General features: G+C 70.6%; 25 protein-coding genes. 8 read left to right on the top strand and 17 right to left on the bottom strand.

Translation table 11 applies throughout. The annotated features are described in order from the left end of the window. Nucleotides 1-8: 8 nt before the first annotated feature. The 11 genes from nuoK to ACFWUY_RS25005 are packed head-to-tail and all read right to left on the bottom strand — an operon-like array spanning nt 9 to nt 10,596. On the bottom strand, nt 9-308 hold the full coding sequence (gene nuoK / locus ACFWUY_RS25055) for an NADH-quinone oxidoreductase subunit NuoK (RefSeq protein ID WP_030214504.1): 300 nt from the start codon (nt 306-308) through the stop codon (nt 9-11). Beyond that, nucleotides 305-1,132, bottom strand: a complete 828-nt coding sequence (locus tag ACFWUY_RS25050; RefSeq protein ID WP_384113211.1) for an NADH-quinone oxidoreductase subunit J — start codon at nt 1,130-1,132, stop codon at nt 305-307. Before ACFWUY_RS25050 ends, nuoK begins: the two co-directional genes overlap by 4 nt. Continuing rightward, nucleotides 1,129-1,725, bottom strand: a complete 597-nt coding sequence (nuoI, locus tag ACFWUY_RS25045) for an NADH-quinone oxidoreductase subunit NuoI (protein WP_384113208.1) — start codon at nt 1,723-1,725, stop codon at nt 1,129-1,131. The genes ACFWUY_RS25050 and nuoI overlap by 4 nt, the downstream gene beginning before the upstream one ends. After that, nucleotides 1,700-3,058, bottom strand: a complete 1,359-nt coding sequence (nuoH, locus tag ACFWUY_RS25040; RefSeq protein ID WP_384113205.1) for an NADH-quinone oxidoreductase subunit NuoH — start codon at nt 3,056-3,058, stop codon at nt 1,700-1,702. The genes nuoI and nuoH overlap by 26 nt, the downstream gene beginning before the upstream one ends. Next, the gene (locus tag ACFWUY_RS25035; RefSeq protein WP_384113202.1) at nt 3,055-5,535 is read right to left on the bottom strand and encodes an NADH-quinone oxidoreductase subunit G; all 2,481 of its coding nucleotides are present in this window, start codon (nt 5,533-5,535) and stop codon (nt 3,055-3,057) included. The genes nuoH and ACFWUY_RS25035 overlap by 4 nt, the downstream gene beginning before the upstream one ends. After that, on the bottom strand, nt 5,532-6,884 hold the full coding sequence (gene nuoF / locus ACFWUY_RS25030) for an NADH-quinone oxidoreductase subunit NuoF (RefSeq protein ID WP_384113199.1): 1,353 nt from the start codon (nt 6,882-6,884) through the stop codon (nt 5,532-5,534). Before nuoF ends, ACFWUY_RS25035 begins: the two co-directional genes overlap by 4 nt. Further along, nucleotides 6,881-7,621, bottom strand: a complete 741-nt coding sequence (gene nuoE / locus ACFWUY_RS25025) for an NADH-quinone oxidoreductase subunit NuoE (RefSeq protein ID WP_384113196.1) — start codon at nt 7,619-7,621, stop codon at nt 6,881-6,883. The genes nuoF and nuoE overlap by 4 nt, the downstream gene beginning before the upstream one ends. After that, on the bottom strand, nt 7,618-8,940 hold the full coding sequence (locus ACFWUY_RS25020) for an NADH-quinone oxidoreductase subunit D (protein ID WP_384113193.1): 1,323 nt from the start codon (nt 8,938-8,940) through the stop codon (nt 7,618-7,620). Before ACFWUY_RS25020 ends, nuoE begins: the two co-directional genes overlap by 4 nt. After that, nucleotides 8,937-9,668: an NADH-quinone oxidoreductase subunit C gene (locus ACFWUY_RS25015; RefSeq protein ID WP_384113190.1), complete on the bottom strand. Its 732-nt coding sequence runs from the start codon at nt 9,666-9,668 to the stop codon at nt 8,937-8,939. Before ACFWUY_RS25015 ends, ACFWUY_RS25020 begins: the two co-directional genes overlap by 4 nt. After that, a complete protein-coding gene (locus ACFWUY_RS25010) occupies nt 9,665-10,219 on the bottom strand; it encodes an NADH-quinone oxidoreductase subunit B family protein (protein ID WP_024756031.1) in 555 nt (184 codons plus the stop codon). Before ACFWUY_RS25010 ends, ACFWUY_RS25015 begins: the two co-directional genes overlap by 4 nt. Before the next feature lie 17 nt (nt 10,220-10,236). Beyond that, entirely contained in the window at nt 10,237-10,596 is a 360-nt protein-coding gene (locus ACFWUY_RS25005) for an NADH-quinone oxidoreductase subunit A (protein WP_019888619.1), read from the bottom strand. Nucleotides 10,597-11,263: 667 nt separating this feature from the next. On the opposite strand from ACFWUY_RS25005, the gene ACFWUY_RS25000 reads away from it, so the two are divergent. Beyond that, on the top strand, nt 11,264-12,157 hold the full coding sequence (locus tag ACFWUY_RS25000; RefSeq protein WP_384113185.1) for a C40 family peptidase: 894 nt from the start codon (nt 11,264-11,266) through the stop codon (nt 12,155-12,157). 74 nt (nt 12,158-12,231) lie between these two features. On the opposite strand, the gene ACFWUY_RS24995 is transcribed toward ACFWUY_RS25000, so the two are convergent. After that, entirely contained in the window at nt 12,232-13,518 is a 1,287-nt protein-coding gene (locus ACFWUY_RS24995) for a geranylgeranyl reductase family protein (protein ID WP_384113182.1), read from the bottom strand. Between the two features lie 304 nt (nt 13,519-13,822). Beyond that, nucleotides 13,823-14,515, bottom strand: coding sequence for a demethylmenaquinone methyltransferase (locus tag ACFWUY_RS24990; protein WP_384113179.1), 693 nt, complete (start codon nt 14,513-14,515; stop codon nt 13,823-13,825). A gap of 238 nt (nt 14,516-14,753) precedes the next feature. Here ACFWUY_RS24990 and ACFWUY_RS24985 point away from each other — a divergent pair, with 238 nt between their 5' ends. Next, a complete protein-coding gene (locus ACFWUY_RS24985; RefSeq protein WP_384113248.1) occupies nt 14,754-15,266 on the top strand; it encodes a SigE family RNA polymerase sigma factor in 513 nt (170 codons plus the stop codon). A gap of 8 nt (nt 15,267-15,274) precedes the next feature. Then, on the top strand, nt 15,275-16,099 hold the full coding sequence (locus ACFWUY_RS24980; RefSeq protein ID WP_384113176.1) for a hypothetical protein: 825 nt from the start codon (nt 15,275-15,277) through the stop codon (nt 16,097-16,099). On the opposite strand, the gene ACFWUY_RS24975 is transcribed toward ACFWUY_RS24980, so the two are convergent. From ACFWUY_RS24975 to ACFWUY_RS24965, 3 genes are all read right to left on the bottom strand, one after another. Continuing rightward, entirely contained in the window at nt 16,084-16,683 is a 600-nt protein-coding gene (locus tag ACFWUY_RS24975) for a hypothetical protein (protein WP_384113173.1), read from the bottom strand. The two genes, ACFWUY_RS24980 and ACFWUY_RS24975, sit on opposite strands and share 16 nt — an antisense overlap. 7 nt (nt 16,684-16,690) lie before the next feature. Next, the gene (mqnC, locus tag ACFWUY_RS24970) at nt 16,691-17,890 is read right to left on the bottom strand and encodes a cyclic dehypoxanthinyl futalosine synthase (protein WP_384113169.1); all 1,200 of its coding nucleotides are present in this window, start codon (nt 17,888-17,890) and stop codon (nt 16,691-16,693) included. Nucleotides 17,891-18,232: 342 nt separating this feature from the next. Beyond that, complete coding sequence (locus ACFWUY_RS24965; protein WP_384113166.1) at nt 18,233-19,105, bottom strand: menaquinone biosynthetic enzyme MqnA/MqnD family protein; 873 nt, start codon at nt 19,103-19,105, stop codon at nt 18,233-18,235. A 260-nt stretch (nt 19,106-19,365) separates the two neighbouring features. On the opposite strand from ACFWUY_RS24965, the gene ACFWUY_RS24960 reads away from it, so the two are divergent. Continuing rightward, complete coding sequence (locus tag ACFWUY_RS24960) at nt 19,366-19,569, top strand: cold-shock protein (protein WP_015035453.1); 204 nt, start codon at nt 19,366-19,368, stop codon at nt 19,567-19,569. A 115-nt stretch (nt 19,570-19,684) separates the two neighbouring features. Here the strand turns inward: ACFWUY_RS24960 and ACFWUY_RS24955 are convergent, their stop codons facing one another. Next, nucleotides 19,685-20,521 (bottom strand): M23 family metallopeptidase, encoded by an 837-nt coding sequence (locus tag ACFWUY_RS24955; protein ID WP_384113163.1) that lies wholly within the window; start codon nt 20,519-20,521, stop codon nt 19,685-19,687. Nucleotides 20,522-20,652: 131 nt separating this feature from the next. On the opposite strand from ACFWUY_RS24955, the gene ACFWUY_RS24950 reads away from it, so the two are divergent. The 4 genes from ACFWUY_RS24950 to ACFWUY_RS24935 all read left to right on the top strand — a co-directional run bounded on the left by ACFWUY_RS24950 (nt 20,653) and on the right by ACFWUY_RS24935 (nt 24,243). After that, complete coding sequence (locus tag ACFWUY_RS24950) at nt 20,653-21,057, top strand: DUF1992 domain-containing protein (protein WP_384113160.1); 405 nt, start codon at nt 20,653-20,655, stop codon at nt 21,055-21,057. A 58-nt stretch (nt 21,058-21,115) separates the two neighbouring features. After that, entirely contained in the window at nt 21,116-21,622 is a 507-nt protein-coding gene (locus ACFWUY_RS24945; RefSeq protein ID WP_384113157.1) for a DUF664 domain-containing protein, read from the top strand. Between the two features lie 83 nt (nt 21,623-21,705). Continuing rightward, on the top strand, nt 21,706-21,906 hold the full coding sequence (locus tag ACFWUY_RS24940) for a hypothetical protein (protein ID WP_384113154.1): 201 nt from the start codon (nt 21,706-21,708) through the stop codon (nt 21,904-21,906). A 99-nt stretch (nt 21,907-22,005) separates the two neighbouring features. Continuing rightward, nucleotides 22,006-24,243, top strand: coding sequence for an FG-GAP-like repeat-containing protein (locus ACFWUY_RS24935; protein WP_384113150.1), 2,238 nt, complete (start codon nt 22,006-22,008; stop codon nt 24,241-24,243). Nucleotides 24,244-24,333: the final 90 nt, after the last annotated feature.

Here is a 24,333-nt window from a genome sequence, read left to right as displayed (position 1 = left end):
TCAGCCCCTCACAGCTTCATCAGGCTGGCGTCGTCGACCGAGGCCGAGTGGCGGGCACGGAAGACGGACACGATGATCGCGAGCCCGACGACGACCTCCGCGGCGGCGACGACCATCGTGAAGAAGGCGATGATCTGGCCGTCGAGGTTTCCGTGCATACGGGAGAAGGCGACGAACGCGAGGTTGCAGGCGTTGAGCATCAGCTCGACGCACATGAAGACCACGATCGCGTTGCGCCGGATCAGCACCCCGGCCGCACCGATGGTGAACAGCAGGGCGGCGAGATACAGGTAGTTGACGGGATTCACCGGCTGGACTCCTCTTCGTCCCGGTCCCGGCCGAGCCGCTCCTCGGAGCGCTGCTCCAGGGCCTTGAGGTCGGCGAGCGCCTCGGTGGACACGTCCCGGATCTGGCCCCGCTTGCGCAGGGTCTGCATGACGGTGAGCTCCGCCGGGGTGCCGTCGGGCAGCAGTCCCGCGATGTCCACGGCGTTGTGCCGGGCGTAGACGCCGGGCGCCGGGAGCGGCGGGACGTGCTTGCCTTCCCGTACGCGCTGCTCGGAGAGCTCGCGCTGGGTGCGGGCCCGCTCGGTGCGCTCCCGGTGGGTGAGCACCATCGCGCCGACCGCGGCGGTGATGAGGAGCGCGCCGGTCATCTCGAAGGCGAAGACGTACTTGGTGAAGATGAGGGCGGCGAGGCCCTCCACGTTCCCGCCGTACGCGCTGTTGGCGGCGCCGAGTCCGGCGAACTCCGTCAGGGACGCGTTCCCGATGCCGGCGGCGAGCAGGATGCCGAAGCCGAGCCCGCAGGCGGCGGCCCACCAGCGCTGGCCCTTGAGGGTCTCCTTCAGCGAGTCCGCGGCCGTGACGCCGACCAGCATGACGACGAAGAGGAAGAGCATCATGATCGCGCCGGTGTAGACGACGATCTGGACGATGCCGAGGAAGTACGCCCCGTTGGCCAGGTAGAAGACCGCCAGGATGATCATGGTCCCGGCGAGGCAGAGCGCCGAGTGCACGGCCCGCCTCATCAGGATCGTGCACAGCGCGCCGACGACGGCGACGGTGCCGAGCACCCAGAACTGGAAGGCCTCACCCGAAGACGTGGTGTACGCCGCGAGGTTCGCGCTCATGCGTCCACCTCCTCGTCTTCGCCCTTCTCCCCCTTGGACACGGCGACCTGCGGGACGGTCCCGGGCGCGGCCTCGGTGACGAGGCCCCGGTAGTAGTCCTGCTCGGTCATGCCGGGGAAGATCGCGTGCGGGGTGTCGACCATGGTCTCCTCGAGACCCGCGAGGAGCTGCTCCTTGGTGTAGATCAGGTTCGCGCGGGAGGAGTCGGCCAGTTCGAACTCGTTGGTCATCGTCAGCGCCCGCGTGGGGCAGGCCTCGATGCACAGCCCGCACAGGATGCAGCGGGCGTAGTTGATCTGGTAGACGCGGCCGTAGCGCTCACCGGGCGAGTAGCGCTCCTCGTCCGTGTTCTCCGCGCCCTCCACGTAGATGGCGTCGGCCGGACAGGCCCAGGCGCACAGCTCGCAGCCGACGCACTTCTCCAGACCGTCGGGGTGACGGTTGAGCTGGTGCCGGCCGTGGAAGCGGGGCGCCGTCGTCTTCTGCTGCTCCGGGTACTGCTCGGTCAGCCGCTTCTTGAACATGGCCTTGAAGGTCACGCCGAAGCCAGCCACCGGATTCTGGAAGTCAGACACCGTCCGTCTCCTTTCCATCACTCGCAGTAGCAGTATCGGGGGCGCCACTGACAACGAGGTCCTGGTCCCGCCGAGGCCCGCGCCGGGGCACGGGCGGCAGGGACTGTCCGGGCTTGGGCGGTACGGGGAAGCCTCCGGCCATCGGGTCGAAGGCGGGCTCGTCGGCCGGACCGGCCGCTTCCGCCTTCGCCTTCCGGTCGCGGAACACGTCGACCACGAAGGACAGCAGCAGCAGCCCGAGGACGGCTCCGGCCACGTACAGGACGATGTTGGTGAAGGCGATGTTCTCGTTCCGCAGCGCCCGGACGGTGGCGACCAGCATCAGCCAGACCACGGAGACCGGGATGAGGACCTTCCAGCCGAGCTTCATCAGCTGGTCGTAGCGGACGCGGGGCAGGGTGCCGCGGAGCCAGATGAAGAAGAACAGCAGCAGCTGCACCTTGAGGACGAACCAGAGCATCGGCCACCAGCCGTGGTTCGCGCCCTCCCAGAAGGTGGAGACCGGGTACGGGGCCCGCCAGCCGCCCAGGAAGAGGGTCACCGACACGGCCGAGACCGTCACCATGTTCACGTACTCGGCGAGCATGAACATCGCGAACTTGATGGACGAGTACTCGGTGTTGAAGCCGCCGACGAGGTCGCCCTCGGACTCCGGCATGTCGAAGGGGGCGCGGTTCGTCTCACCGACCATCGTGACGATGTAGATGATGAACGACACCGGCAGCAGGATCACGAACCAGCGGTCCGCCTGCGCCTCGACGATCGCCGAGGTCGACATCGACCCGGAGTAGAGGAAGACGGAGGCGAAGGCCGCGCCCATGGCGATCTCGTACGAGATCATCTGCGCGCAGGAGCGCAGACCACCGAGGAGCGGGTACGTGGAGCCCGAGGACCAGCCCGCGAGGACGATGCCGTAGATGCCGACGGAGGCGACCGCGAGGACGTACAGCATCGCGATCGGCAGGTCGGTGAGCTGCATCGCGGTGCGGTGGCCGAAGATCGAGACCTCGTTGCCGGCCGGGCCGAAGGGGATCACGGCGATCGCCATGAACGCGGGGATCGCGGCGACGATCGGGGCGAGGACGTAGACGACCTTGTCGGCCTTCTTGACGATCACGTCCTCCTTGAGCATCAGCTTGATGCCGTCCGCGAGGGACTGGAGGAGGCCCCAGGGGCCGTGCCGGTTGGGGCCGACGCGCAGCTGCATCCAGGCGACGACCTTGCGCTCCCACACGATGGAGAAGAGCACGGTGATCATCAGGAAGGCGAAGCAGAAGACGGCCTTGATCAGCACGAGCCACCAGGGGTCCGTGCCGAACATGGACAGGTCTTCGGCGGCGAGGGTGTTCATGCCTGGACCTCCGTCGTGATGACCGCGCCGATGCGGACCAGGTCGCCGGGGCGGGCGCCGGTGTCGGAGAGGACACCCCGGCCGGCCGAGTTCAGCGGGACCCAGACGACCCGGTCGGGCATCTCGGTGATCTGGAGCGGGAACGCGACCGAGCCGGCGGGGCCTGTCACCTCCAGGACGTCGCCGTCCTTGACGCCGGTGTCGGCGGCGGTGGCGGCGGAGAGCCGGGCGACCGCCGCGTGCCGGGTGCCGGCGAGCGCGGTGTCGCCCTCCTGGAGCCGGCCCAGGTCGAGCAGGAGCCGGTGCCCGGCGAGGACGGCCTCGCCGTCACCGGCCCGGGGCGCGGGCCGGCCGGGCTCGACGGGCTCGGACGCCCGCTGCTCGGTCCAGCCCCCGAGCCGGTCCAGCTCCCGCCGTACGGCCCTGAGGTCGGGCAGCGCCAGGTGGACGTCGAGGGCGTCGGCGAGCATGTGGAGCACGCGCGCGTCGCCCGGCGCGACGGGCCGGGTCATCTGCTCGGGCTTGAGCGCGGCCTCGAAGAGCCGGGCCCTGCCTTCCCAGTTGAGGAAGGTGCCGGCCTTCTCGGCGACGGCGGCGACCGGCAGGACGACGTCGGCGCGGGCGGTGACCTCGCTGGGCCGCAGCTCCAGGGAGACCACGAAGGCCGCGTCGAGGGCCTCGCGCGCGCGTGCCGGGTCGGGCAGGTCGGCGACCTCGACGCCCGCGACGAGCAGGGAGCCGAGTTCGCCGGTGGCGGCGGCCTCGATCATCTGGCCGGTGTCGCGGCCGTAGCGGTGCGGGAGTTCGCGGACGCCCCAGGCGGCGGCGACCTCCTCACGCGCGCGGGGGTCGGTCGCGGGCCGGCCGCCGGGCAGCAGCGCCGGGAGCGCTCCGGCCTCGACGGCTCCGCGTTCACCGGCACGGCGCGGGATCCACACGAGCCGGGCGCCGGTGGCGGTCGAGGCGCGCAGGGCGGCGGTGAGGGCGCCGGGGACACCGGCGAGGCGCTCGCCGACGGCGATGACGGCGCCGTCCTGGCGGAGGGCCTGGGCGGCGGCGAGGCCGTCGCCCTCCAGGCCGACCCGGGAGGTCAGCGCGTCGAGCCACTCGGTCTCGGTGCCGGGGGCGGCGGGCAGCAGGGTGCCGCCCGCCTTCTCCAGGCCCCGGGTCGCGAACGCGGCGACCGCGTACGTCTTCTGGCCCTTCTTCCGCCAGGCCTTGCGGAGCCGCAGGAAGACGCCGGGGGCCTCCTCCTCGGACTCCAGACCGACGAGGAGGACGGCCGGGGCGGCTTCGAGCGAGGTGTACGTGACACCGCTGCCGTCCAGGTCCCGTCCTCGTCCGGCCACGGCGGAGGCCAGGAAGTCGGCCTCCTCGCCGGAGTGGATCCGGGCCCGGAAGTCGATGTCGTTGGTGTCGAGGGCGACCCGGGCGAACTTGGCGTACGCGTAGGAGTCCTCGACGGTCAGCCTGCCTCCGGTGAGGACGCCGGTGCGCCCGCGGACGAGCCCGCGGGCGGCGGCCTCCAGGGCCTCGGGCCAGGAGGCGGTCTCCAGCTCACCGGTGCCGGGGTTCCGGACGAGCGGGGTCGTCAACCGGTCGCGCTGCTGCGCGTACCGGAAGCCGAACCGGCCCTTGTCGCAGATCCACTCCTCGTTGACCTCCGGGTCCTCGGCGGCGAGCCGCCGCATGACCTTGCCGCGCCGGTGATCGGTGCGGGTGGCGCAGCCGCCCGCGCAGTGCTCGCACACCGACGGGGAGGAGACCAGGTCGAAGGGGCGGGAGCGGAAGCGGTAGGCGGCCGAGGTGAGGGCGCCGACCGGGCAGATCTGGATGGTGTTGCCGGAGAAGTACGACTCGAAGGGGTCGCCCACGCCGGTGCCGACCTGCTGGAGCGCGCCGCGCTCGACCAGCTCGATCATCGGGTCGCCGGCGACCTGGTTGGAGAAGCGGGTGCAGCGGGCGCAGAGCACGCACCGCTCGCGGTCGAGCAGCACCTGGGTGGAGAGCGGGACGGGCTTCTCGTACGTCCGCTTGACGCCCTCGAAGCGGGACTCGGCCTGCCCGTGGGACATGGCCTGGTTCTGCAGGGGGCACTCGCCGCCCTTGTCGCAGACGGGGCAGTCCAGCGGGTGGTTGATGAGCAGCAGCTCCATCACGCCGTGCTGGGCCTTCTCGGCCACGGGGGAGGTGAGCTGGGACTTCACCACCATGCCGTCGGTGCAGGTGATGGTGCAGGAGGCCATCGGCTTGCGCTGGCCCTCGACCTCGACGATGCACTGGCGGCAGGCGCCGGCGGGGTCGAGGAGCGGGTGGTCGCAGAAGCGCGGGATCTCGATGCCGAGCTGTTCGGCGGCGCGGATGACCAGGGTCCCCTTGGGGACGGAGATCTCGGCGCCGTCGATGGTCAGCGTGACGAGGTCCTCGGGCGGTACCGCCGGGGAGCCGCCCGCCGGGCCGGCCGTGGTGACCGTCATGCCGTCACCTCCTTGTGGTTGTCCGCCCAGGCGGTCGACTTGGCCGGGTCGAAGGGGCAGCCCCGGCCGGTGATGTGCTGCTCGTACTCCGCGCGGAAGTACTTGAGCGAGGAGAAGATCGGCGAGGCGGCGCCGTCGCCGAGGGCGCAGAACGACTTGCCGTTGATGTTGTCGGCGATGTCGTTGAGTTTGTCGAGGTCGGACATCCGTCCGCGCCCCGCCTCGATGTCGCGGAGCAGCTGGACGAGCCAGTACGTGCCCTCGCGGCAGGGGGTGCACTTGCCGCAGGACTCGTGGGCGTAGAACTCGGTCCAGCGGGTGACGGCCCGGACGACGCAGGTGGTCTCGTCGAAGCACTGGAGCGCCTTGGTGCCGAGCATGGATCCGGCGGCGCCGACGCCCTCGTAGTCGAGGGGCACGTCGAGGTGCTCGTCGGTGAACATGGGCGTGGAGGAGCCGCCGGGGGTCCAGAACTTGAGGCGGTGGCCGGGGCGCATGCCGCCGCTCATGTCGAGGAGCTGGCGCAGGGTGATCCCGAGGGGCGCCTCGTACTGGCCGGGCGAGGCGACGTGCCCGCTCAGCGAGTAGAGCGTGAAGCCCGGGGACTTCTCGCTGCCCATCGACGTGAACCATTCCTTGCCCTTGTTGAGGATGGCGGGAACGGACGCGATGGACTCGACGTTGTTCACGACAGTGGGGCAGGCGTACAGACCGGCGACCGCGGGGAAGGGCGGGCGCAGCCGGGGCTGGCCGCGGCGCCCTTCGAGCGAGTCGAGCAGCGCGGTCTCCTCACCGCAGATGTACGCGCCGGCGCCGGCGTGCACGGTGAGTTCGAGGTCGAGTCCGCTGCCGAGGACGTTCGTGCCGAGGTAGCCGGCCGCGTAGGCCTCCCGGACGGCCTCGTGGAGGCGGCGCAGGACGGGGACGACCTCGCCGCGCAGATAGATGAAGGCGTGGTTCGACCGGATCGCGTAGCAGGCGATCACGATGCCCTCGATGAGGGAGTGCGGGTTGGCGAAGAGGAGGGGGATGTCCTTGCAGGTGCCGGGCTCGGACTCGTCGGCGTTGACGACGAGGTAGTGCGGCTTGCCGTCGCCCTGCGGGATGAACTGCCACTTCATGCCGGTGGGGAAGCCGGCGCCGCCGCGTCCGCGGAGACCGGATTCCTTGACGTACGCGATGAGGTCGTCGGGGCTCATCGCGAGGGCCTTCCTGAGGCCCCGGTATCCCTCGTGCCGTTCGTAGGTCTCCAGGGTCCAGGAGTCGGGCTGGTCCCAGAAGGCGGACAGGACGGGCGCCAGAAGCTTCTCGGGACTGCTGTTGTTGATCTCGGCGGCCAAGGTCATCACTCCCCCTCCTGACCGGAGGACTCACCGCGCGGGTGGACGATTCGGTGGGACGGGCTCTCGCCCTTGGCCAGGCGCAGGCCGACGAGGGAGGCGGGGCCCGCTCCGCCGGTGGCCTCGACGGCGCCGGGGCGCTCGTCGGGGAAGCCGGCCAGGATGCGGGCGGTCTCCTTGAAGGTGCAGAGCGGGGCGCCGCGGGTGGGTTCGACGGTCCGCCCGGCCCGGAGGTCGTCCACCATCTTCTTGGCGGACTCGGGGGTCTGGTTGTCGAAGAACTCCCAGTTGACCATCACCACGGGGGCGAAGTCGCAGGCCGCGTTGCACTCGATGTGCTCGAGGGTGATCTTGCCGTCGTCGGTCGTCTCGTCGTTGCCGACGCCGAGGTGGGCCTTCAGCTCCTCGAAGATGGCGTCGCCGCCCATGACCGCGCAGAGCGTGTTGGTGCAGACGCCGACCTGGTAGTCGCCGGAGGGCTTGCGCCGGTACATCGAGTAGAAGGTGGCGACGGCGGTGACCTCGGCGGTGGTGAGGCCGAGCAGGTCGGCGCAGAACGCCATGCCGGTCCGGGTCACGTGGCCCTCCTCCGACTGCACGAGGTGCAGCATCGGCAGGAGCGCGGAGCGGGAGTCCGGGTAGCGGGCGATGATCGCCCGCGCGTCCTCCGTCAGCCGGGCGTGGACCTCGGCCGGGTAGGCGGGGGCGGGGAGCTGGGGCATGCCCAGACTGATCTGGTCGGTCATCGGTCGACGCCTCCCATCACGGGGTCGATGGAGGCGACGGCGACGATGACGTCGGCGACCTGGCCGCCCTCGCACATCGCGGCCATGGCCTGGAGGTTGGTGAAGGACGGGTCGCGGAAGTGGACCCGGAAGGGGCGGGTGCCGCCGTCGGACACGACGTGCACGCCGAGCTCGCCCTTGGGCGACTCGACGGCCGCGTAGGCCTGTCCCGCGGGGACCCGGAAGCCCTCGGTGACCAGCTTGAAGTGGTGGATCAGGGCCTCCATGGAGGTGCCCATGATCTTCTTGATGTGGTCGGTGGAGTTGCCGAGGCCGTCGGTGCCGAGCGCGAGCTGCGCGGGCCAGGCGATCTTCTTGTCGCCGACCATGACGTCGCCCGGTGCCAGGCGGTCGAGGCACTGCTCGACGATCCGGAGGGACTGCCGCATCTCCTCCAGGCGGACGAGGAAACGTCCGTAGGAGTCGCAGGTGTCGGCGGTCGGGACGTCGAACTCGTAGTTCTCGTAGCCGCAGTACGGGTCGGTCTTGCGCAGGTCGTGCGGGAGGCCCGCCGAGCGCAGGATCGGTCCGGTGGCGCCGAGCGCCATGCAGCCGGTGAGGTCGAGGTAGCCGACGTCCTGCATGCGGGCCTTGAAGATGGGGTTGCCGGTGGCGAGCTTGTCGTACTCCGGCAGGTTCTTCTTCATGGTCTTCACGAACTCGCGCACGGCGTCGACGGCGCCGGGCGGGAGGTCCTGGGCGAGGCCGCCGGGGCGGATGAACGCGTGGTTCATGCGCAGGCCCGTGATCAGCTCGTACAGGTCCAGGATCATCTCGCGGTCCCGGAAGCCGTAGATCATGATCGTGGTGGCGCCGAGCTCCATGCCGCCGGTGGCGATGCACACCAGGTGGGAGGAGAGCCGGTTGAGCTCCATCAGGAGGACCCGGATGACGCTGGCCCGGTCCGGGATCTGCTCGGTGATGCCGAGCAGCTTCTCCACGCCGAGGCAGTACGCCGTCTCGTTGTAGAACGAGGTGAGGTAGTCCATGCGCGTGACGAAGGTGGTGCCCTGCGTCCAGGTCCGGTACTCGAGGTTCTTCTCGATGCCGGTGTGGAGGTAGCCGATGCCGCAGCGGGCCTCGGTGACGGTCTCGCCGTCGATCTCCAGGATGAGCCGGAGCACGCCGTGGGTGGACGGGTGCTGGGGGCCCATGTTGACGATGATGCGTTCGTCGTCGGCCTTGGCCGCGGACTGGACGACCTCTTCCCAGTCGCCGCCGGTCACCGTGTAGACGGTGCCTTCTGTCGTCTCGCGGGGAGACGCGTGGGGAGTGGTCACGAGTACGACCTCCGCTGGTCCGGAGCCGGGATCTGGGCGCCCTTGTACTCGACGGCGATGCCGCCGAGGGGGTAGTCCTTGCGCTGCGGGTGGCCCTGCCAGTCGTCCGGCATCATGATCCGGGTGAGGGCGGGGTGGCCGTCGAAGACGATGCCGAAGAAGTCGTACGTCTCGCGCTCGTGCCAGTCGTTCGTCGGGTAGACGGTGACGAGGGACGGGATGCGCGGGTCGGCGTCGGGGGCCGAGACCTCCAGGCGGATCAGCCGGCCGTGGGTGAGCGAGCGCAGGTGGTAGACGGCGTGCAGCTCGCGGCCCTTGTCCCCGGGGTAGTGGACGCCGGAGACGCCCGTGCACAGCTCGAAGCGGAGCGCCGGGTCGTCGCGCAGGGTGCGGGCGACCCGGACGAGGTGCTCGCGCTCGATGTGGAAGGTGAGCTCGTCGCGGTCGACGACCGTCTTCTCGATGGCGTTGTCCGGGAGGAGCCCTTGCTCCTCCAGGGCGCCTTCGAGCTCGTCGGCGACCTCGTCGAACCAGCCGCCGTAGGGGCGGGTGGCCGGGCCGGGGAGCCGGATCGAGCGGACGAGGCCGCCGTAGCCGGAGGTGTCGGCGCCGCTCTGGGCTCCGAACATGCCGCGCTGGACGCGGACCTCCTCGCCGTGGTCCCCGCGCTGACCGGGCAGGTTCTGCTCGCTCAGCTCCTTCTCGGGGTTCGGGGTTTCGTCACTCACCGGAGAAGACCCTTCAGCTCGATCGTGGGCAGCGCCTTGAGCGCCGCTTCCTCCGCCTCCCGGGCCGCCTCCTCGGCGTTCACGCCGAGCTTGGAGGTCTGGATCTTCTGGTGGAGCTTGAGGATCGCGTCGAGCAGCATCTCCGGGCGCGGCGGACAGCCGGGCAGGTAGATGTCGACCGGCACGATGTGGTCGACGCCCTGGACGATCGCGTAGTTGTTGAACATGCCGCCCGAGGAGGCGCAGACGCCCATGGAGATGACCCACTTGGGGTTGGGCATCTGGTCGTAGACCTGCCTCAGGACGGGCGCCATCTTCTGGCTGACCCGGCCGGCCACGATCATCAGGTCGGCCTGGCGCGGCGAGCCGCGGAAGACCTCCATGCCGAAGCGGGCCAGGTCGTACCGGCCGGCTCCGGTGGTCATCATCTCGATGGCGCAGCAGGCGAGGCCGAAGGTCGCGGGGAACACGGACGCCTTGCGCACCCAGCCCGCGGCCTGTTCGACCGTCGTCAGCAGAAAGCCGCTCGGGAGTTTCTCTTCGAGTCCCATAGGTGCCCCTCAGCCCCTCAGTCCCATTCCAGGCCGCCGCGACGCCACACGTAGGCGTAGGCGACGAAGACGGTGAGCACGAAGAGCAACATCTCCACGAGCCCGAAAAGCCCCAGGGCGTCGAAGGTGACGGCCCAGGGGTAGAGGAAGACGATCTCGATGTCGAAGACGATGAAGAGCATCGCCGTCAGGTAGTACTTGATCGGGAAGCGGCCGCCGCCGGCGGGAGTGGGTGTCGGCTCGATGCCGCACTCGTACGCCTCAAGTTTTGCCCTGTTGTATCGCTTTGGACCGATAAGCGTGGCCATGACCACGGAGAAGATCGCAAACCCCGCACCCAGGGCACCGAGCACGAGGACGGGCGCGTACGCATTCACGCTCCTCGCTCCTTCCAGTCGTCCTTGACCGTTGGACCGCACGGCCGGACCTGAAAGATCACCCCCATGTGAGGCAGTTCACAAGCCCGGCTGTCCCGCATCTTATGCCCGCCCATCTGTGATCTGCGACACGGGGTACGGCAGTGAGTTTGTGATCTCCACCACCCGACGAAGGATCATGAAGTCGGATGAGCGGTGAGATTGTCACGCGAAGCGCCCAGGCGATCACCAGATGTGACATCCGGATCGGAAATCGCTGATCGGAGGGGGTGTCCACTATCAAAGGATGCCCCCTACAGGCAAATTGGCGATAGACGGATCCGACTGATAAAGGATCCGCCCGTCGCCCGGTCGAGGGGCTCGGCGGACGCGGGTGGACGTGTGCGCGCGTTCACGAGCGTTCGTGAGACGCGGGTGTGACCTGCACCACAGGTCGAAGGCGTCAAAAATCCGGGGCTTGGCCATCGGCGTCAAGAGGTGGTAAGCGGCGGGCAATTCGGACGTTTCAGTGAAACCCTGTGATCAAGGGCCGATTGAGGCGTGCCCGTTTTGCCCGTTACGGCGTCAATAAGGGCTCCGCAGAAGCGGATTATCCGATTCCAAACGCAACTGTGGCGCACTCCACGTTTCTTGAAGGAACCGTGAAGCCCTGATAGCGGTTGTACCCATGTCCCACACCGCTCACATACCCAGCCACCGGAAGCCCCGCCGCAGCGCCTCGAAGCTCGCGCTGCGAGCCGGAGTCGCCGGTGGCGTCCTCGGCACCATCGCGGTGGCCGGTGCTGCCGGGCCGGCGAATGCCGAGCCGGTGACCGAGACCATCGAAATGCCCACCCTGGGCTCCCTCGAGACCGGCGCCGGCCTCGCCAGCGCCGTCGCCGCCGCCGCCGAGGCCTCGCATCAGGAGGCGCTCGACCAGAGCCTCCAGACGCAGGAGAACGCGGCGCTGCAGAAGGCCGCCAAGGAAGCCAAGAAGGCCAAGGCCGAGGCGGACCGCAAGGCCGCGGCCGAGCGCGCCGAGGAGGCCCGCCTCAAGGCCGAGCAGGAGCGCCAGGAGGCCGAGGAGCGCGCCTCCCGCGACCGCGAGCGCACCCGGCTCGCCGCCACGTCCGCGAGCGCGTCCTCGGACAACGGCTCCTCGTCGTCCTCGTCCTCCGACAGCGGGTCCTCCGCCTCGGAGAACGACAGCCAGACGCAGGCCCCCTCCGGCTCCGCCGCCGCGATCGTGGCCTTCGCCCGCGCCCAGATCGGTGACGCCTACGTCTCCGGCGGCACCGGCCCCAACTCCTGGGACTGCTCCGGCCTCGTCCAGGCCGCCTACCGCGAGGCCGGCATCGACCTGCCCCGCATCTCGTACTCCCAGTCGAGCATGGGCACCTCGGTCTCCCTGAGCGACCTCCAGCCGGGCGACATCCTGTACTGGGGCGGCCGCAGCAACTCGTACCACGTCGCCATCTACGTGGGCGGCGGCATGTACGTCGGCGCGCAGAACCCGTCGACCGGTGTCGTCGAGCGCTCCCTCGACTGGGACACCCCCTCGGGCGCCGTCCGCATCCTCTGATCCGTTCCCGCTCGCGACGAAGGGCCGTCACTCCTCGGGGGAGAGACGGCCCTTCGTCGTGCGTACGACCGGGGTCAGGCCTTCGGGGCCACCTTCGACAGGCCGTTGATGATGCGGTCCATCGCGTCGCCGCCCGTCGGGTCGGTGAGGTTGGCCAGCATCTTCAGGGTGAACTTCATCAGCAGCGGGTGGGTCAGGCCGCGCTGGGTCGCGATCTTCATGACCTTCGGGTTGCCGATGAGCTTCACGAAGGCACGGCCGAGCGTGTAGTAGCCGCCGTAGGTGTCCTTGAGGACCTGCGGGTAGTTCCGCAGGGCCAGCTCGCGCTGGGCGGGGGTGGTGCGGGCGTGCGCCTGGACGATCACGTCGGCCGCGATCTGGCCGGACTCCATGGCGTACGCGATGCCTTCGCCGTTGAACGGGTTGACCAGGCCGCCCGCGTCACCGACGAGCAGCAGGCCCCTGGTGTAGTGCGGCTGGCGGTTGAAGGCCATCGGGAGGGCGGCGCCGCGGATCGGCGTCGTCATGTTGTCCGGGGTGAAGCCCCAGTCCTCCGGCATCGAGGCGCACCAGGCCTTGAGGACCTCGCGCCAGTCCAGCTCGCGGAAGGCCTTCGAGGAGTTGAGGATGCCGAGGCCGACGTTGGAGGTGCCGTCGCCCATGCCGAAGACCCAGCCGTAGCCGGGAAGCAGCCGGTCCTGCGGGCCGCGCCGGTCCCACAGCTCCAGCCAGGACTCCAGGTAGTCGTCGTCGTGCCGGGGAGACGTGAAGTACGTGCGGACCGCGACGCCCATCGGCCGGTCCTCGCGCCGGTGCAGGCCCATGGCGAGGGAGATCCGGGTGGAGTTGCCGTCGGCGGCGACGACCAGCGGGGCGTGGAAGGTGACCTCGCGCTTCTCCTCGCCGAGCTTGGCGTGGACGCCGGTGATCCGGCCCGTGCGGTCGTCGATGACCGGGGCGCCGACGTTGCAGCGCTCGTACAGGCGGGCGCCGGCCTTCTGCGCCTGGCGGGCCAGCTGCTCGTCGAAGTCGTCGCGCTTGCGGACGAGTCCGTAGTCCGGGTACGAGGCGAGCTCCGGCCAGTCCAGCTCCAGGCGGACGCCGCCGCCGATGATCCGCAGGCCCTTGTTCCGGAGCCAGCCGGCCTCTTCGGAGATGTCGATGCCCATGGAGACGAGCTGCTTGGTGGCACGGGGGGTGAGGCCGTCGCCGCAGACCTTCTCGCGGGGGAACGCCGTCTTCTCCAGGAGGAGGACGTCGAGTCCCGCCTTCGCGAGGTAGTACGCGGTGGTGGAGCCGGCCGGACCCGCTCCGACGACGATGACGTCCGCGGTGTGCTCGGAGAGGGGCTGCTCGCTCACGGCGGTTTCTCCCGGTGGTTCGGCGATGGAAGGACGTGTCGAAGTCTATGGGGGCCGGTCGCGCCGGGACCGGAGGGTCACCCCACCGCTTTCCCCCGTGACGAACGCGCGTTTCCACGTGCTGTGCGCGATGGCACGGTGATCACCCGTGACCGGCCCCGTCACCCGGAGCTGCTCGTCGCCCTCACCGGCCAGGACGACGAGGACGGCGACTGCCCGCGGGCCTTCGCCGCCCTCCTGGACTCCCCCCGAGCTCGGCGTCGTCGACGCCCTCCACGCGAAGCGGTCGTACGTGATGCGGCCGTCAGGCCTTGAAGCCGCGGTGGAGCGCGACGATCCCGCCGGACAGGTTCCGCCAGGCCACCTTCGACCAGCCGGCCTTCCGGAGCATGCCCGCCAGGGTCGGCTGGTCCGGCCAGGACCGGATGGACTCCGCGAGGTACACGTACGCGTCGGGGTTGGAGGACACGGCGCGGGCCACCGGCGGCAGCGCGCGCATCAGGTACTCCTCGTACACCGTCCGGAACGGCCCCCAGGTCGGGTGCGAGAACTCGGAGATGACCACCCGGCCACCGGGCTTCGTCACCCGGTACAGCTCGCGCAGCGCCTGCTCGGTGTCCTGGATGTTGCGGAGCCCGAAGGAGATGGTGACGGCGTCGAACACGTCGTCGCGGAAGGGCAGCTTCGTCCCGTCGCCCGCCGTGAACGGCATCCACGGGTGACGCTGCTTGCCGACGCGGAGCATGCCGATCGAGAAGTCGCAGGGCACGACGTACGCCCCCGCCCGCGCGAAGGGCTGCGAGGAGGTGGCCGTGCCCGCCGCGAGGTCGAGGACCTTCTGCGCCGGGCGGGCGTCGACCGCCTTCGCGACCTCCTTGCGCCACCGCCGGTCCTGGCCCAGGGAGAGCACGTCATTGGTGAGGTCGTAGTTCGCCGCCACGTCGTCGAACATCGAGGCGACTTCGTGCGGCTGCTTGTCCAGGGATGCTCGGGTCACCCCGTCATTGTGGCAGCCGCCGAAATGTCTCCTCGTACCGCTTCAACCTTTTCGGCGCGTCCGCGCTCAAGGACGGATGAGTGTGCGACACCGGCCGACACCGACGGCGAGAGAAGGCAGGAACGCGATGGCGGTACCGATCGAAGTGAGACCCGGCTCCCCGGCCGGGCGGGACGACGGGGCGGCCGGCCCCTCCGTCGGCGTGTCCGCCGGGCGATCGGCCGACCCCTCCGTCGGCGTGTCGGCCGGCCCGGCGGCCGACGGGTTCGAGGAGTACGCCCGGGCGGGGCAGCAGCGGCTGTACCGCACCGCGTACCTCCTCTGCGGCGACGCCGAGACCGCCCGCGACCTGACCCAGACCACGCTGGCCAAGCTGTACCAGCACTGGCGGCGCGCGGGCGCCGCCGACCATCCGCACGCGTACGCCAAGACGGTGCTCACCCGCACGTTCCTGGCGGAGCGGCGGCGGCGGCTGCGGGACCTGCTGCTGCTCACCCGGACCGGGGGGACGGTGCCGGAACCCGCCGCCGACCACGCCGACCTGCGCGTGACGCTGCTCGCGGCGCTCGCCGAGCTGCCGCCGAGGGCACGGGCGATGGTCGTGCTGCGCTACTGGGACGACCAGAGCGTGGCCTCCGTGGCCTCGCTGCTGCGGTGCAGCGAGGCCACCGTCAAGAGCCAGTGCTCGCGCTCCCTCGCCCGACTCCGCGTCCGCCTGGCCGACGCCGGGCTCTCGATCACAGAAGGCTGAGGTCCACCGTGAAGGACAACGACGACATCGTTCTGCTGCGCGACGCCATGGACCGGACGACGGACGGTCTGCCGCCGCTGCCCGACCTCGCCCCGCTCGCGGTGCGTGAGGGCCTCAGGCGGCGGGCCCGGTCCCGGTTCGCGGTCGGGGCTGCCGCGTTCGGCGTGGTCACGGCGGGGGCCCTCGGTCTCGCGCTGTTGCCGGGGGCCGCTCCCGGGACGACCGTCCCGGGGGTGTCGGTGGTCGGCGGGGGCCCGAAGGCGAGCTATCCCCCGGTGGTCGTGGAGGAGACGCCGGGCGTCCCGCCGCCGGACAACCCCGAGGGGCTGCCCCCGGCCGAGCGGGAGCGCCGCGCCCAGCACCAGCAGAAGATGGCGGCTCTGCTGGACGAGCTGCTGCCCGCGACGATCACCGACATCCGTCCGGTGAAGGACCGGACGGCCGAGTACCGGATCAAGGCGGGCGGCGAGACCTTCCGCATGGTCGCGTCGGTACGGCCGGACGCTGGTCGCGACCGGCTCTGCGAGAACGAGCCGAAGGACGCCCCCACCTGTGAGGAGGACACGCGGCTGAGGGCCGGGGGATTCAGCGAGCTGGGCAACAGGGTGACCACGCAGTACTGGTACCGCAAGAGCGTGGTCAATCTCATCGTGGACGCCGGGAAAGTGTGGGCGCCAGTGACGGTGCGCGATCTGTCCAACGTCGCCAAGGACCCGCGCTTCCTGGCCCTGGTGAAGGAGGCGGACGCGCGTCCGGTGGAGGCGAAGCAGTCGCCGCTTTCCTTGGGCGAGCCTTCCGGGGCGGCCTCGGGGAAGGGTCAGCGGGCCCGGTAGACCAGTCGGCCGCCGAGGACCGTGGCCACGCAGGTCGACGCGCCGAGGCGGACCAGGGCCGCCCGGTCCGGGACGTCGAAGACGGCGAAGCGGGCCGGGCCGCCCGGCGCCAGGCCGGGCAGGAGCACCAGCGGCGCCGGGGAGAAGGACGGCGGGCCGGGAAGCCGCTCCGGGCGTCGGGCGAGGGCGAGACCTGCCCGGCGTACGGCGTCCACGGCGGCCCGGTCGCGCAGTTCGCCGGCGATCGCGACCGTGCCGTGGGCGAGCAGCCGCTGCACCGCGCGGCGCGCGGAGGCACCGCGTCGGGACGGGTCGGCCCGGAAGATCCGCTGCGCCCGCTCCCCCGGGATCGGCTCGGTGCCGAACCCGACGGCCTCCCGGGGGTCCGGGTGGTACATGCCCTCCAGGAGCTCGGGACCGAACGGGTTGAGGAGCCCGGGGGTGAGGATGCCCGGCCACTCCCGCACCCGCGCCTCGGGGCGGACGGCGGCCAGGTCCTCGTACGGGCCGACGGCGGCGATCAGACCGCCGTCCACCAGGACGGCGGTCTCGGGCGACGCCTCGGCGACGTGGATCGTGAGCACGCGCGCGTCAGTTGGCGTCGAGGAGCTTGAGCTCCGGGTGGGCCGTGCCGCCCTCGATCGCGGTCGACGAGATGTGCGAGACGACGCGCTCGTCGACCGGGTCGTTCGCCGGGTCGTCGTGGACGACGAGGTGCTCGTACGTGGTGGCGCGCTGCGCCGGGACGCGGCCCGCCTTGCGGATCAGGTCGATGATCTCCAGGCGGTTGGAGCGGTGCTTGGCACCGGCCGAGGAGACGACGTTCTCCTCCAGCATGATCGAGCCGAGGTCGTCGGCGCCGTAGTGCAGGGAGAGCTGGCCGACCTCCTTGCCGGTGGTCAGCCACGAGCCCTGGATGTGCGCGACGTTGTCGAGGAAGAGCCGGGCGATGGCGATCATGCGCAGGTACTCGAAGAGCGTGGCGTGCGTGCGGCCCTTGAGGTGGTTGTTCTCGGGCTGGTACGTGTACGGGATGAAGGCCCGGAAGCCGCCCGTCCGGTCCTGCGTGTCACGGATCATCCGCAGGTGCTCGATCCGCTCGGCGTTGGTCTCGCCGGTGCCCATCAGCATGGTGGAGGTGGACTCGACGCCCAGCTTGTGGGCGATCTCCATGATCTCCAGCCAGCGCTCGCCGCTCTCCTTGAGCGGGGCGATGGCCTTGCGGGGCCGCTCCGGAAGCAGCTCGGCGCCGGCGCCCGCGAAGGAGTCGAGACCGGCGGCGTGGATGCGGGTGATCGCCTCCTCGACGGAGACCTGGGAGATCCGGGCCATGTGCTCGACCTCGGAGGCGCCGAGGGAGTGGATGACCAGCTGCGGGAAGGCCTGCTTGATGGCGGCGAAGTGCTTCTCGTAGTACTCGACGCCGTAGTCCGGGTGGTGGCCGCCCTGGAACATGATCTGGGTGCCGCCGAGCTCCACGGTCTCCGCGCAGCGGCGCAGGATGTCGTCGAGGTCGCGGGTCCAGCCCTTCTTCGTGTCCTTCGGCGGCGCGTAGAAGGCGCAGAACTTGCACGCCGTCACGCAGACGTTCGTGTAGTTGATGTTCCGCTCGATGATGTACGTCGCGATGTGCTCGGTCCCCGCGTACCGGCGGCGGCGCACGGCGTCGGCGGCGGCGCCGAGGGCGTGCAGGGGCGCCGAGCGGTAGAGGACGAGCGCCTCCTCGGGGGTGATCCGGCCACCCGCGGCGGCGCGGTCGAGAACAGACTGGAGTTCGGCCTTCTCGGTCACCGGATGTGTCCCTTTCGGAGGGGTTCTGCAGACCGAACCAGCGTACGCCAGGGCTCCTCGCGGCTTCCGTGGGGTGCCGCCGGGCGCGGCCCCGGATGCGGCCGGACGCGGCGGTGGGTGCCGTCGGCCCGGAGGGGCGCGGATTCACGGGCGAATTACCGGACGGGGACGCGGCGGCGAATTCCGGGGGGCCGGGAGGGGTCCGTAAAGGGAACCCCACGGATACCGCCGGGGTCCCGTTCGGATACCTCCCGGATACCTCAGGGATTCCGCCGGGATTCTGCCGGGATTCCGTCCTGGTGAGCGGCCGGCCCTCACCGGGAAAGACGGGAAAGGCGGGCCCTAACCCCTTACGGGCGGGAGCAGTTCGACCCTGACGTCCGCCGGGAAGCCGGTCGTGGGGCCGGTGCGGCGGGCGAACTCGCGGACCCCGGCGAGCTGCTCGGGACCGAAGCGGAAGTCGAGCGTACGGAAGTACCGCTCCAGGAGTTCGGCGTCGAAGGTCTCCCAGCGGGCGGCCTGCTCGGCGACCTTGGTGACCTCCTCGAGGGAGAGGTCGCGCGAGGCCAGGAACGCCTGGTGCACCTCGTGGACGGTCTCCGGTTCGCGCGCCAGGTAGTCCTTGCGGGCCGCCCACACGGCGAAGACGAACGGGAGGCCCGTCCACTCCTTCCACATGAGGCCGAGGTCGTGGACCTGGAGGCCGAGCCGGGGCGCGTCGTGCAGCGAGGCCCGGAGCGCGGCGTCGCCGATGAGGACGGCCGCCTCGGCCTCCTGCATCATCAGGCCGAGGTCAGGGGGGCAGGTGTAGTAGTCGGGCGCCACCCCGTACCGCTCGGCGAGCAGCAGCTGGGCGAGGCGTACGGAGGTGCGGGAGGTGGAACCGAGCGCGACGCGCGCCCCGTCGAGCTCCTCGAGGGGCCGCTGGGAGACGATCACGCAGGACATGACGGGGCCGTCGCAGCCGACGGCGATGTCCGGGAGGGCCACCAGGGCGCCCGCGTTGCGGAGGTACTCGACGAGGGTGATGGGGCCGATGTCGAGATCGCCCCGGACGAGCCGCTCGCTGAGCTTCTCCGGGGTGTCCTTCGTCAGCTCCAGATCGAGGAGCGTCCCCGTTCTCGCCAGACCCCAGTAGAGGGGGAGGCAGTTCAGGAACTGGATGTGCCCGACGCGGGGCCGGCTGCGCTGCTGCTCGTCGGTTGCATTGTCCACATAGTGAGGCTAGACCCGTCTCGGTCCATGGGCATCGGCGGGGCACGCGCGTCAGCGTCCGGAGCGAGATCAAACATGCGAGTGACGTGATCCTTCCCTCTACCGCCACGCGCGTCCTGCGTGCTACGCTCAACGCAAGTTGCAGTTTGGTTTCCCTTGCAGTACAGAGCCTGCGGAGCATGTGACCCGCAGGCTTTTGTAGTTTTCAGACTTCTTTGCAGGTTCTGGAGCAGGGCAACCCTTTGGCCCAAGGAGGGCTTATGGCTACCGGAACCGTCAAGTGGTTCAACGCTGAAAAGGGCTTCGGCTTCATCGCCCAGGACGGCGGCGGCCCGGATGTCTTCGTCCACTACTCCGCGATCAACGCGAACGGCTTCCGTTCGCTCGAGGAGAACCAGCTCGTGACCTTCGACGTCACGCAGGGCCCCAAGGGCCCGCAGGCGGAGAACGTCTCCCCGGCCTAAGGTGCCTGGGTCGGCGGACAAGCACGACTAGAGCAGTACCCAAGGAGCCCCGCTCCGTGCCTCCGGGCACGAGCGGGGCTCCTGCCCTTTGCGGACGGCCGCCCCTTCGGGAGACTCAGCAGTTCGGGATGACGGCCCCGTTGTTGTCGCGGGCCTCGTCGTTCCCCCAGCGGGACAGGTAGTACGCGGAGACGTACGCTCCGTAGCCGTTCTTCCCGGCGTAGACGGTGTCGAGGTCGGTCCTCAGCCACCAGTGGTTGTAGTTGCCGGAGGCGTCGCGGATCTCCTGGCCCCAGACCTTGCAGTAGACGTAGTTGGTGCCGGCGTTCAGGACTCCCTGCGGGGAGGTGGTGTTCGCCTGGGCGTATCCGGTGGCGTTGGCGAAGGTGTCGACCCAGTACTTTCCGCCGCCCCCGCCCGAGCAGCCGTTGTCGCTGGTCAGGGACTTGGAGCCGTAGGAACCGGGGTACGGGGCCAGGGAGGCTCCGTTGATCACGATCGGCTGGCCGACGCCGTTGTAGAGCTGCTCGTAGTGGATGTGGGCGCCGGAGCTGTTGCCCGTGCTGCCGGTGGTGCCGATCTGCTGCCCCTGGGCGACCTGGGCGCCGTGGGCCACCGAGTAGGCGTTGAGGTGGAAGTAGTACGTCTTCCAGCCGCCGCCGTGCTCGATCACGATGTAGTTGCCCGCTCCGGACGGCTGCGAGTAGCGGTAGGCGGTGCCGGACGCCGAGGCGAGGACCGGGGCGCCGGCCGTCGTACCGCCGTCGGAGCGGACGAAGTCGAGGGCCTGGCGCACCTCGGCCGAGTGGTGGCTGTAGGTCCAGGTCTGGCCGCAGGGGTAGGGCGCCTTGAAGACGGGCGCGGCCTGGGCGGGGGTGGTGGTGACGAGGGCGGTGAGCAGGCCCGCGACGAGCGCGAACAGGGTGCCGAGCGGGGTGATCCGTGCACGCATGTGTCCTCCGGGTACCGAGACGGGACAAGGGTCGACGCGCGTTGAACGGACCACAGCGTGCCGGAAGATCGCGTGCCGTAGTAGACCGCGACGACCACACCCCGGCGGGGTCGTTTACGTAGGCTGGACACATGACCGAACGCAAGCCGCCCGGAGTCAGCTTCGAGTCGTTCGTGGACAAGCAGATCCGCGAGGCGTCGGAACGGGGTGAGTTCAGCCGCCTGTCGGGCTTCGGCAAGCCCCTGCCCGACGACTCGGCCCCGTACGACGAGCTGTGGTGGATCAAGGGCAAGATGCACCGCGAGGGCGCGTCCGTGCTGCCGCCCTCGCTCGCCCTGCGCAAGGAGGCCGAGGACGCGGAGGCGGCGGTGGCGGCGGCCGTCTCGGAGAGCCAGGTCCGCCGGATCCTCGGCGAGATCAACACCAAGATCGCCGAAGCCCTCCTCCGCCCGCCGGCCGGGCCGCCGCTGAACCTGAGGCCGTTCGACGTGGAGGCGGCGGTGGAGGCGTGGCGGAGGAAGAAGAAGCGGTCGTAGCCCCGCGGTCGCCGAGGTCCCCGACGGCCGACACCTGCCCTGACACGGAGGAGCCCCCATGAACAGCGCCGGTCTGCTGGTCGACTCGTTCGGCCGGATCCGGGAGGCCGTCCACGAGGCCGTGGACGGCCTCACCGAGGAACAGCTCGCCGTACGCGTCGATCCCGGCGCCAACTCGATCGCCTGGCTCGTCTGGCACCTCACCCGCATCCAGGACGATCACCTCGCGGGCGCCTTCGGCAGGGACCAGCTGTGGGACACGGACGGCTGGCGGGACCGCTTCGGGCTCCCGTTCCCCGCGGCGGCGACCGGCTACGGGCAGTCGCGCGCCCAGGCCGGGAAGGTCCGCGCCCCGGCGGAGCTGCTGCTCGGCTACCACGACGCCGTGCACGCCCGTACGGAGGAGCTGGTCGGCGCGGTGACCGACGCGGACCTGGACCGGGTCGTCGACACCACCTGGGACCCGCCGGTCACCCTGGGCGTCCGCCTGGTGTCGGTGATCGCGGACGACCTCCAGCACGCGGGGCAGGCGGCGTACGTACGGGGTGTGGTGGAGCGCGGTTAGCGGGGCCGCCGGGGAGCTCAGCCGGAACGGCAGCGGTGCCCTGTGGACCGGCGCGAACGCCGGGCCCTGTACGTGGGCAGATCGTGGCGAGGCCGCTCAACGGCCTCGGCGCCGGCGACGCCGACCGCGACGGACGCCCCCACCTGTACGCCACCGCGTCGGACGGCGGCGACTCGGCGGTCCTCCACCGGGGTACGGGTTCCTGGACGCAGCCGTTCCGCACGGCGGAGGCAGTCGGCGTGTCCCCTTGGCGGGAGGACCTGGCGTACAACGCGCGCCCCTGACCGCCCACTTGTTCGATCTGCCGTACAACCCTCGGCGTCGATCATGAGTCCAACCGGGCGTGGCAATCGCCACGCCCGGTCGTCCTGGGGGAATTCACCGTGCAGAACCGTTTGTCCGCCCGTCGTCTCGCCGCCGCCGTCACCGCCGTCCTCGCGGTCACCGCCGGCACTCTGGCGGCCGGTCCGGCCGCCCTCGCCGCCCCGGCGGGCGCCACGGCGGGCATCACCGCCACCACAGCCGCCGCCGAGGCGAACCTGCCCCTCGACGCCGAGGTCGTCAGCACCGGCACGACCGGCTACCTCACGTCGCGGCACGACGAGGAGGGCAACACCGTCCTGGAGTGGCACAAGTACTCCGACGGTTCGGTCGTGCCCGTCAGCACGGGCCTGAGCACCAAGGCCCACGACAGCAACTCCGACATCGTCGTGACGAGCAGCGGCGGTGCGGTCTGGCTGCGGGACATGAACTCCGGCGCGTCCTTCTCAACGTACATCGACCTGTACTCCGAGTTCAGGGCGTCGTCGGAGCTGGTCGGCGCCGTCGGCGGGAACCTCTACGTGAGCGTCTCGGTCCCCAACACCGATGGCTACCGCGAGCTGTGGAAGATCGCCAAGGTCAACGGCGTCTCCCAGAAGTCGAAGCTGTCGTCCCGCACCCGCAACACGGACTACAAGGTCGTCGCCTCCGACGGCAACAAGCTGATCGTCCTGGGCACCGAGATGACACGGTCCACGCCGGCCAGCGCCTACGCGCCCTCGTGGTGGAGGGCCACCACGAGCGTCCTCAGCAACAGCGTCATCGACTGGGAGGGCTCGTACGGCACCTACCGGTGGACCCAGAGCTCGACGGGCGCCTACACCACCGCCCACCAGGGATGGGTCCAGTACCCGGAGGACGAGGGCGTCGTGATCGCCGCGGGCTCCAAGCGGTTCCCCATGGACAGCTCCATGAGCGGCGTCGTCGTCGCCGGCATCGTCGGGGACGTCCTCCTGTACGGCGTCCCGGGTACGACCGCCGGGGAGACGCCGAGCCCGCTGTACGCGCGGAGCCTCACCGACGCCGCCGCCGCTCCGTACAAGGTCCTGGACAACTTCTCCAGCGTCGCCCACGCCCCGGACGGCGCCGTGCTCGTGCGCGGGTTCTCCGGTGCGGGCGACGGGATCTTCCGCATCCTGACCGGGCCCGACGGCCGTCCGGCAGCCACGCTCGTGGCCGACACGGGCCGGGTCATGTCCCTCCAGGTGACCGGGTCGAAAGTCCCCGCCGCGGTGAGCCTGGAGAAGCCGGGCACCACGGTCCCCATGGAGTGGACCCTGTCCCGCGCCGACGCCACCGCGAACCTGACGCTCACGCACACGGCCACCGGCAGGAAGCTCACCCGGCGCCTGTCCCCGCCGGACCCCGGCGGCACGGTCGCCTTCTCCTGGGACGGCCTCCTGGACGGCATCAGCGCCCCGAACGGCACCTACACCTGGCAGGTCACCGCCACCCGGGCCGACGGCCTCGGCAGCCCGGCGACCGCCTCGGGGAGCCTCCAGGTCTCGCGCCAGGCGAACCCGCACGACTTCAACAACAACGGCTCCACGGACGTCCTCGCCCGCGACGCCTCGGGCGTCCTCTGGCGGGACGACCTCCTCGACTGGCCCGTGGGCAGCCAGATCGGCACCGCCGAGCGGACCAGGATCGGCTCCGGCTGGAACACGTACAAGCAGATCGAGGCCGTCGGCAACATCGCGGGCAGCGCACACGGCGACCTCATCGGCCTCGACGGCTCCGGCGTGCTCTGGCACCACCTCGGCAAGGGCGACGGCACCTTCGCGCCCCGCGTCAAGGTCGGTGCCGGCTGGGGCGGCTACACCAAGCTCGCCGGCGGCTCCGACCTGACCGGCGACGGCCGTTCGGACCTCCTCGCGACGGACACCGCCGGCGTGCTCTGGTTCTACAAGGGCACGGGCAGCACCACGGCCCCGTTCGCGACACGCGTGCGCGTGGGCGGTGGCTGGGGCACCTACAACCAGCTCACCGCCGTCGGGAACATCGCCGGCACGGCCGCCGGTGACCTGGTCGCCCGTGACACCGCCGGCGTCCTCTGGCTCTACCAGGGCAACGGCGCCGGCAACTTCACCACCCGCGTGCGGGTCGGCAGCGGCTGGGGCGCCTTCTCCCAGCTCGTCGGCGCGGGCGACGTCAACGCCGACGGACGCCCGGACCTGATCGCGTACGGCGCGGGAGGCACGTACGTCTACCGGTCGACGGGCTCGGCCACGGCTCCGTTCAGCCGGATGACGACGAACCTGTACGCGGGCGAGGGCAGCAGGTTCACCTCGGTCTCCTGACACCGGCGCACAACCACCGACGTACAACTTCTCGACTCCCTCGTGAGTCATGGGGGCATGGCGGATCACCCGCCATGCCCACACCTCTGG

The sequence above is a fragment of the Streptomyces sp. NPDC058664 genome (genome assembly GCF_042716635.1).
GTDB lineage: Bacteria > Actinomycetota > Actinomycetes > Streptomycetales > Streptomycetaceae > Streptomyces.
Note: the sequence above shows the minus strand (reverse complement) of the source record. Positions and strands in the feature narration are given on the sequence as shown.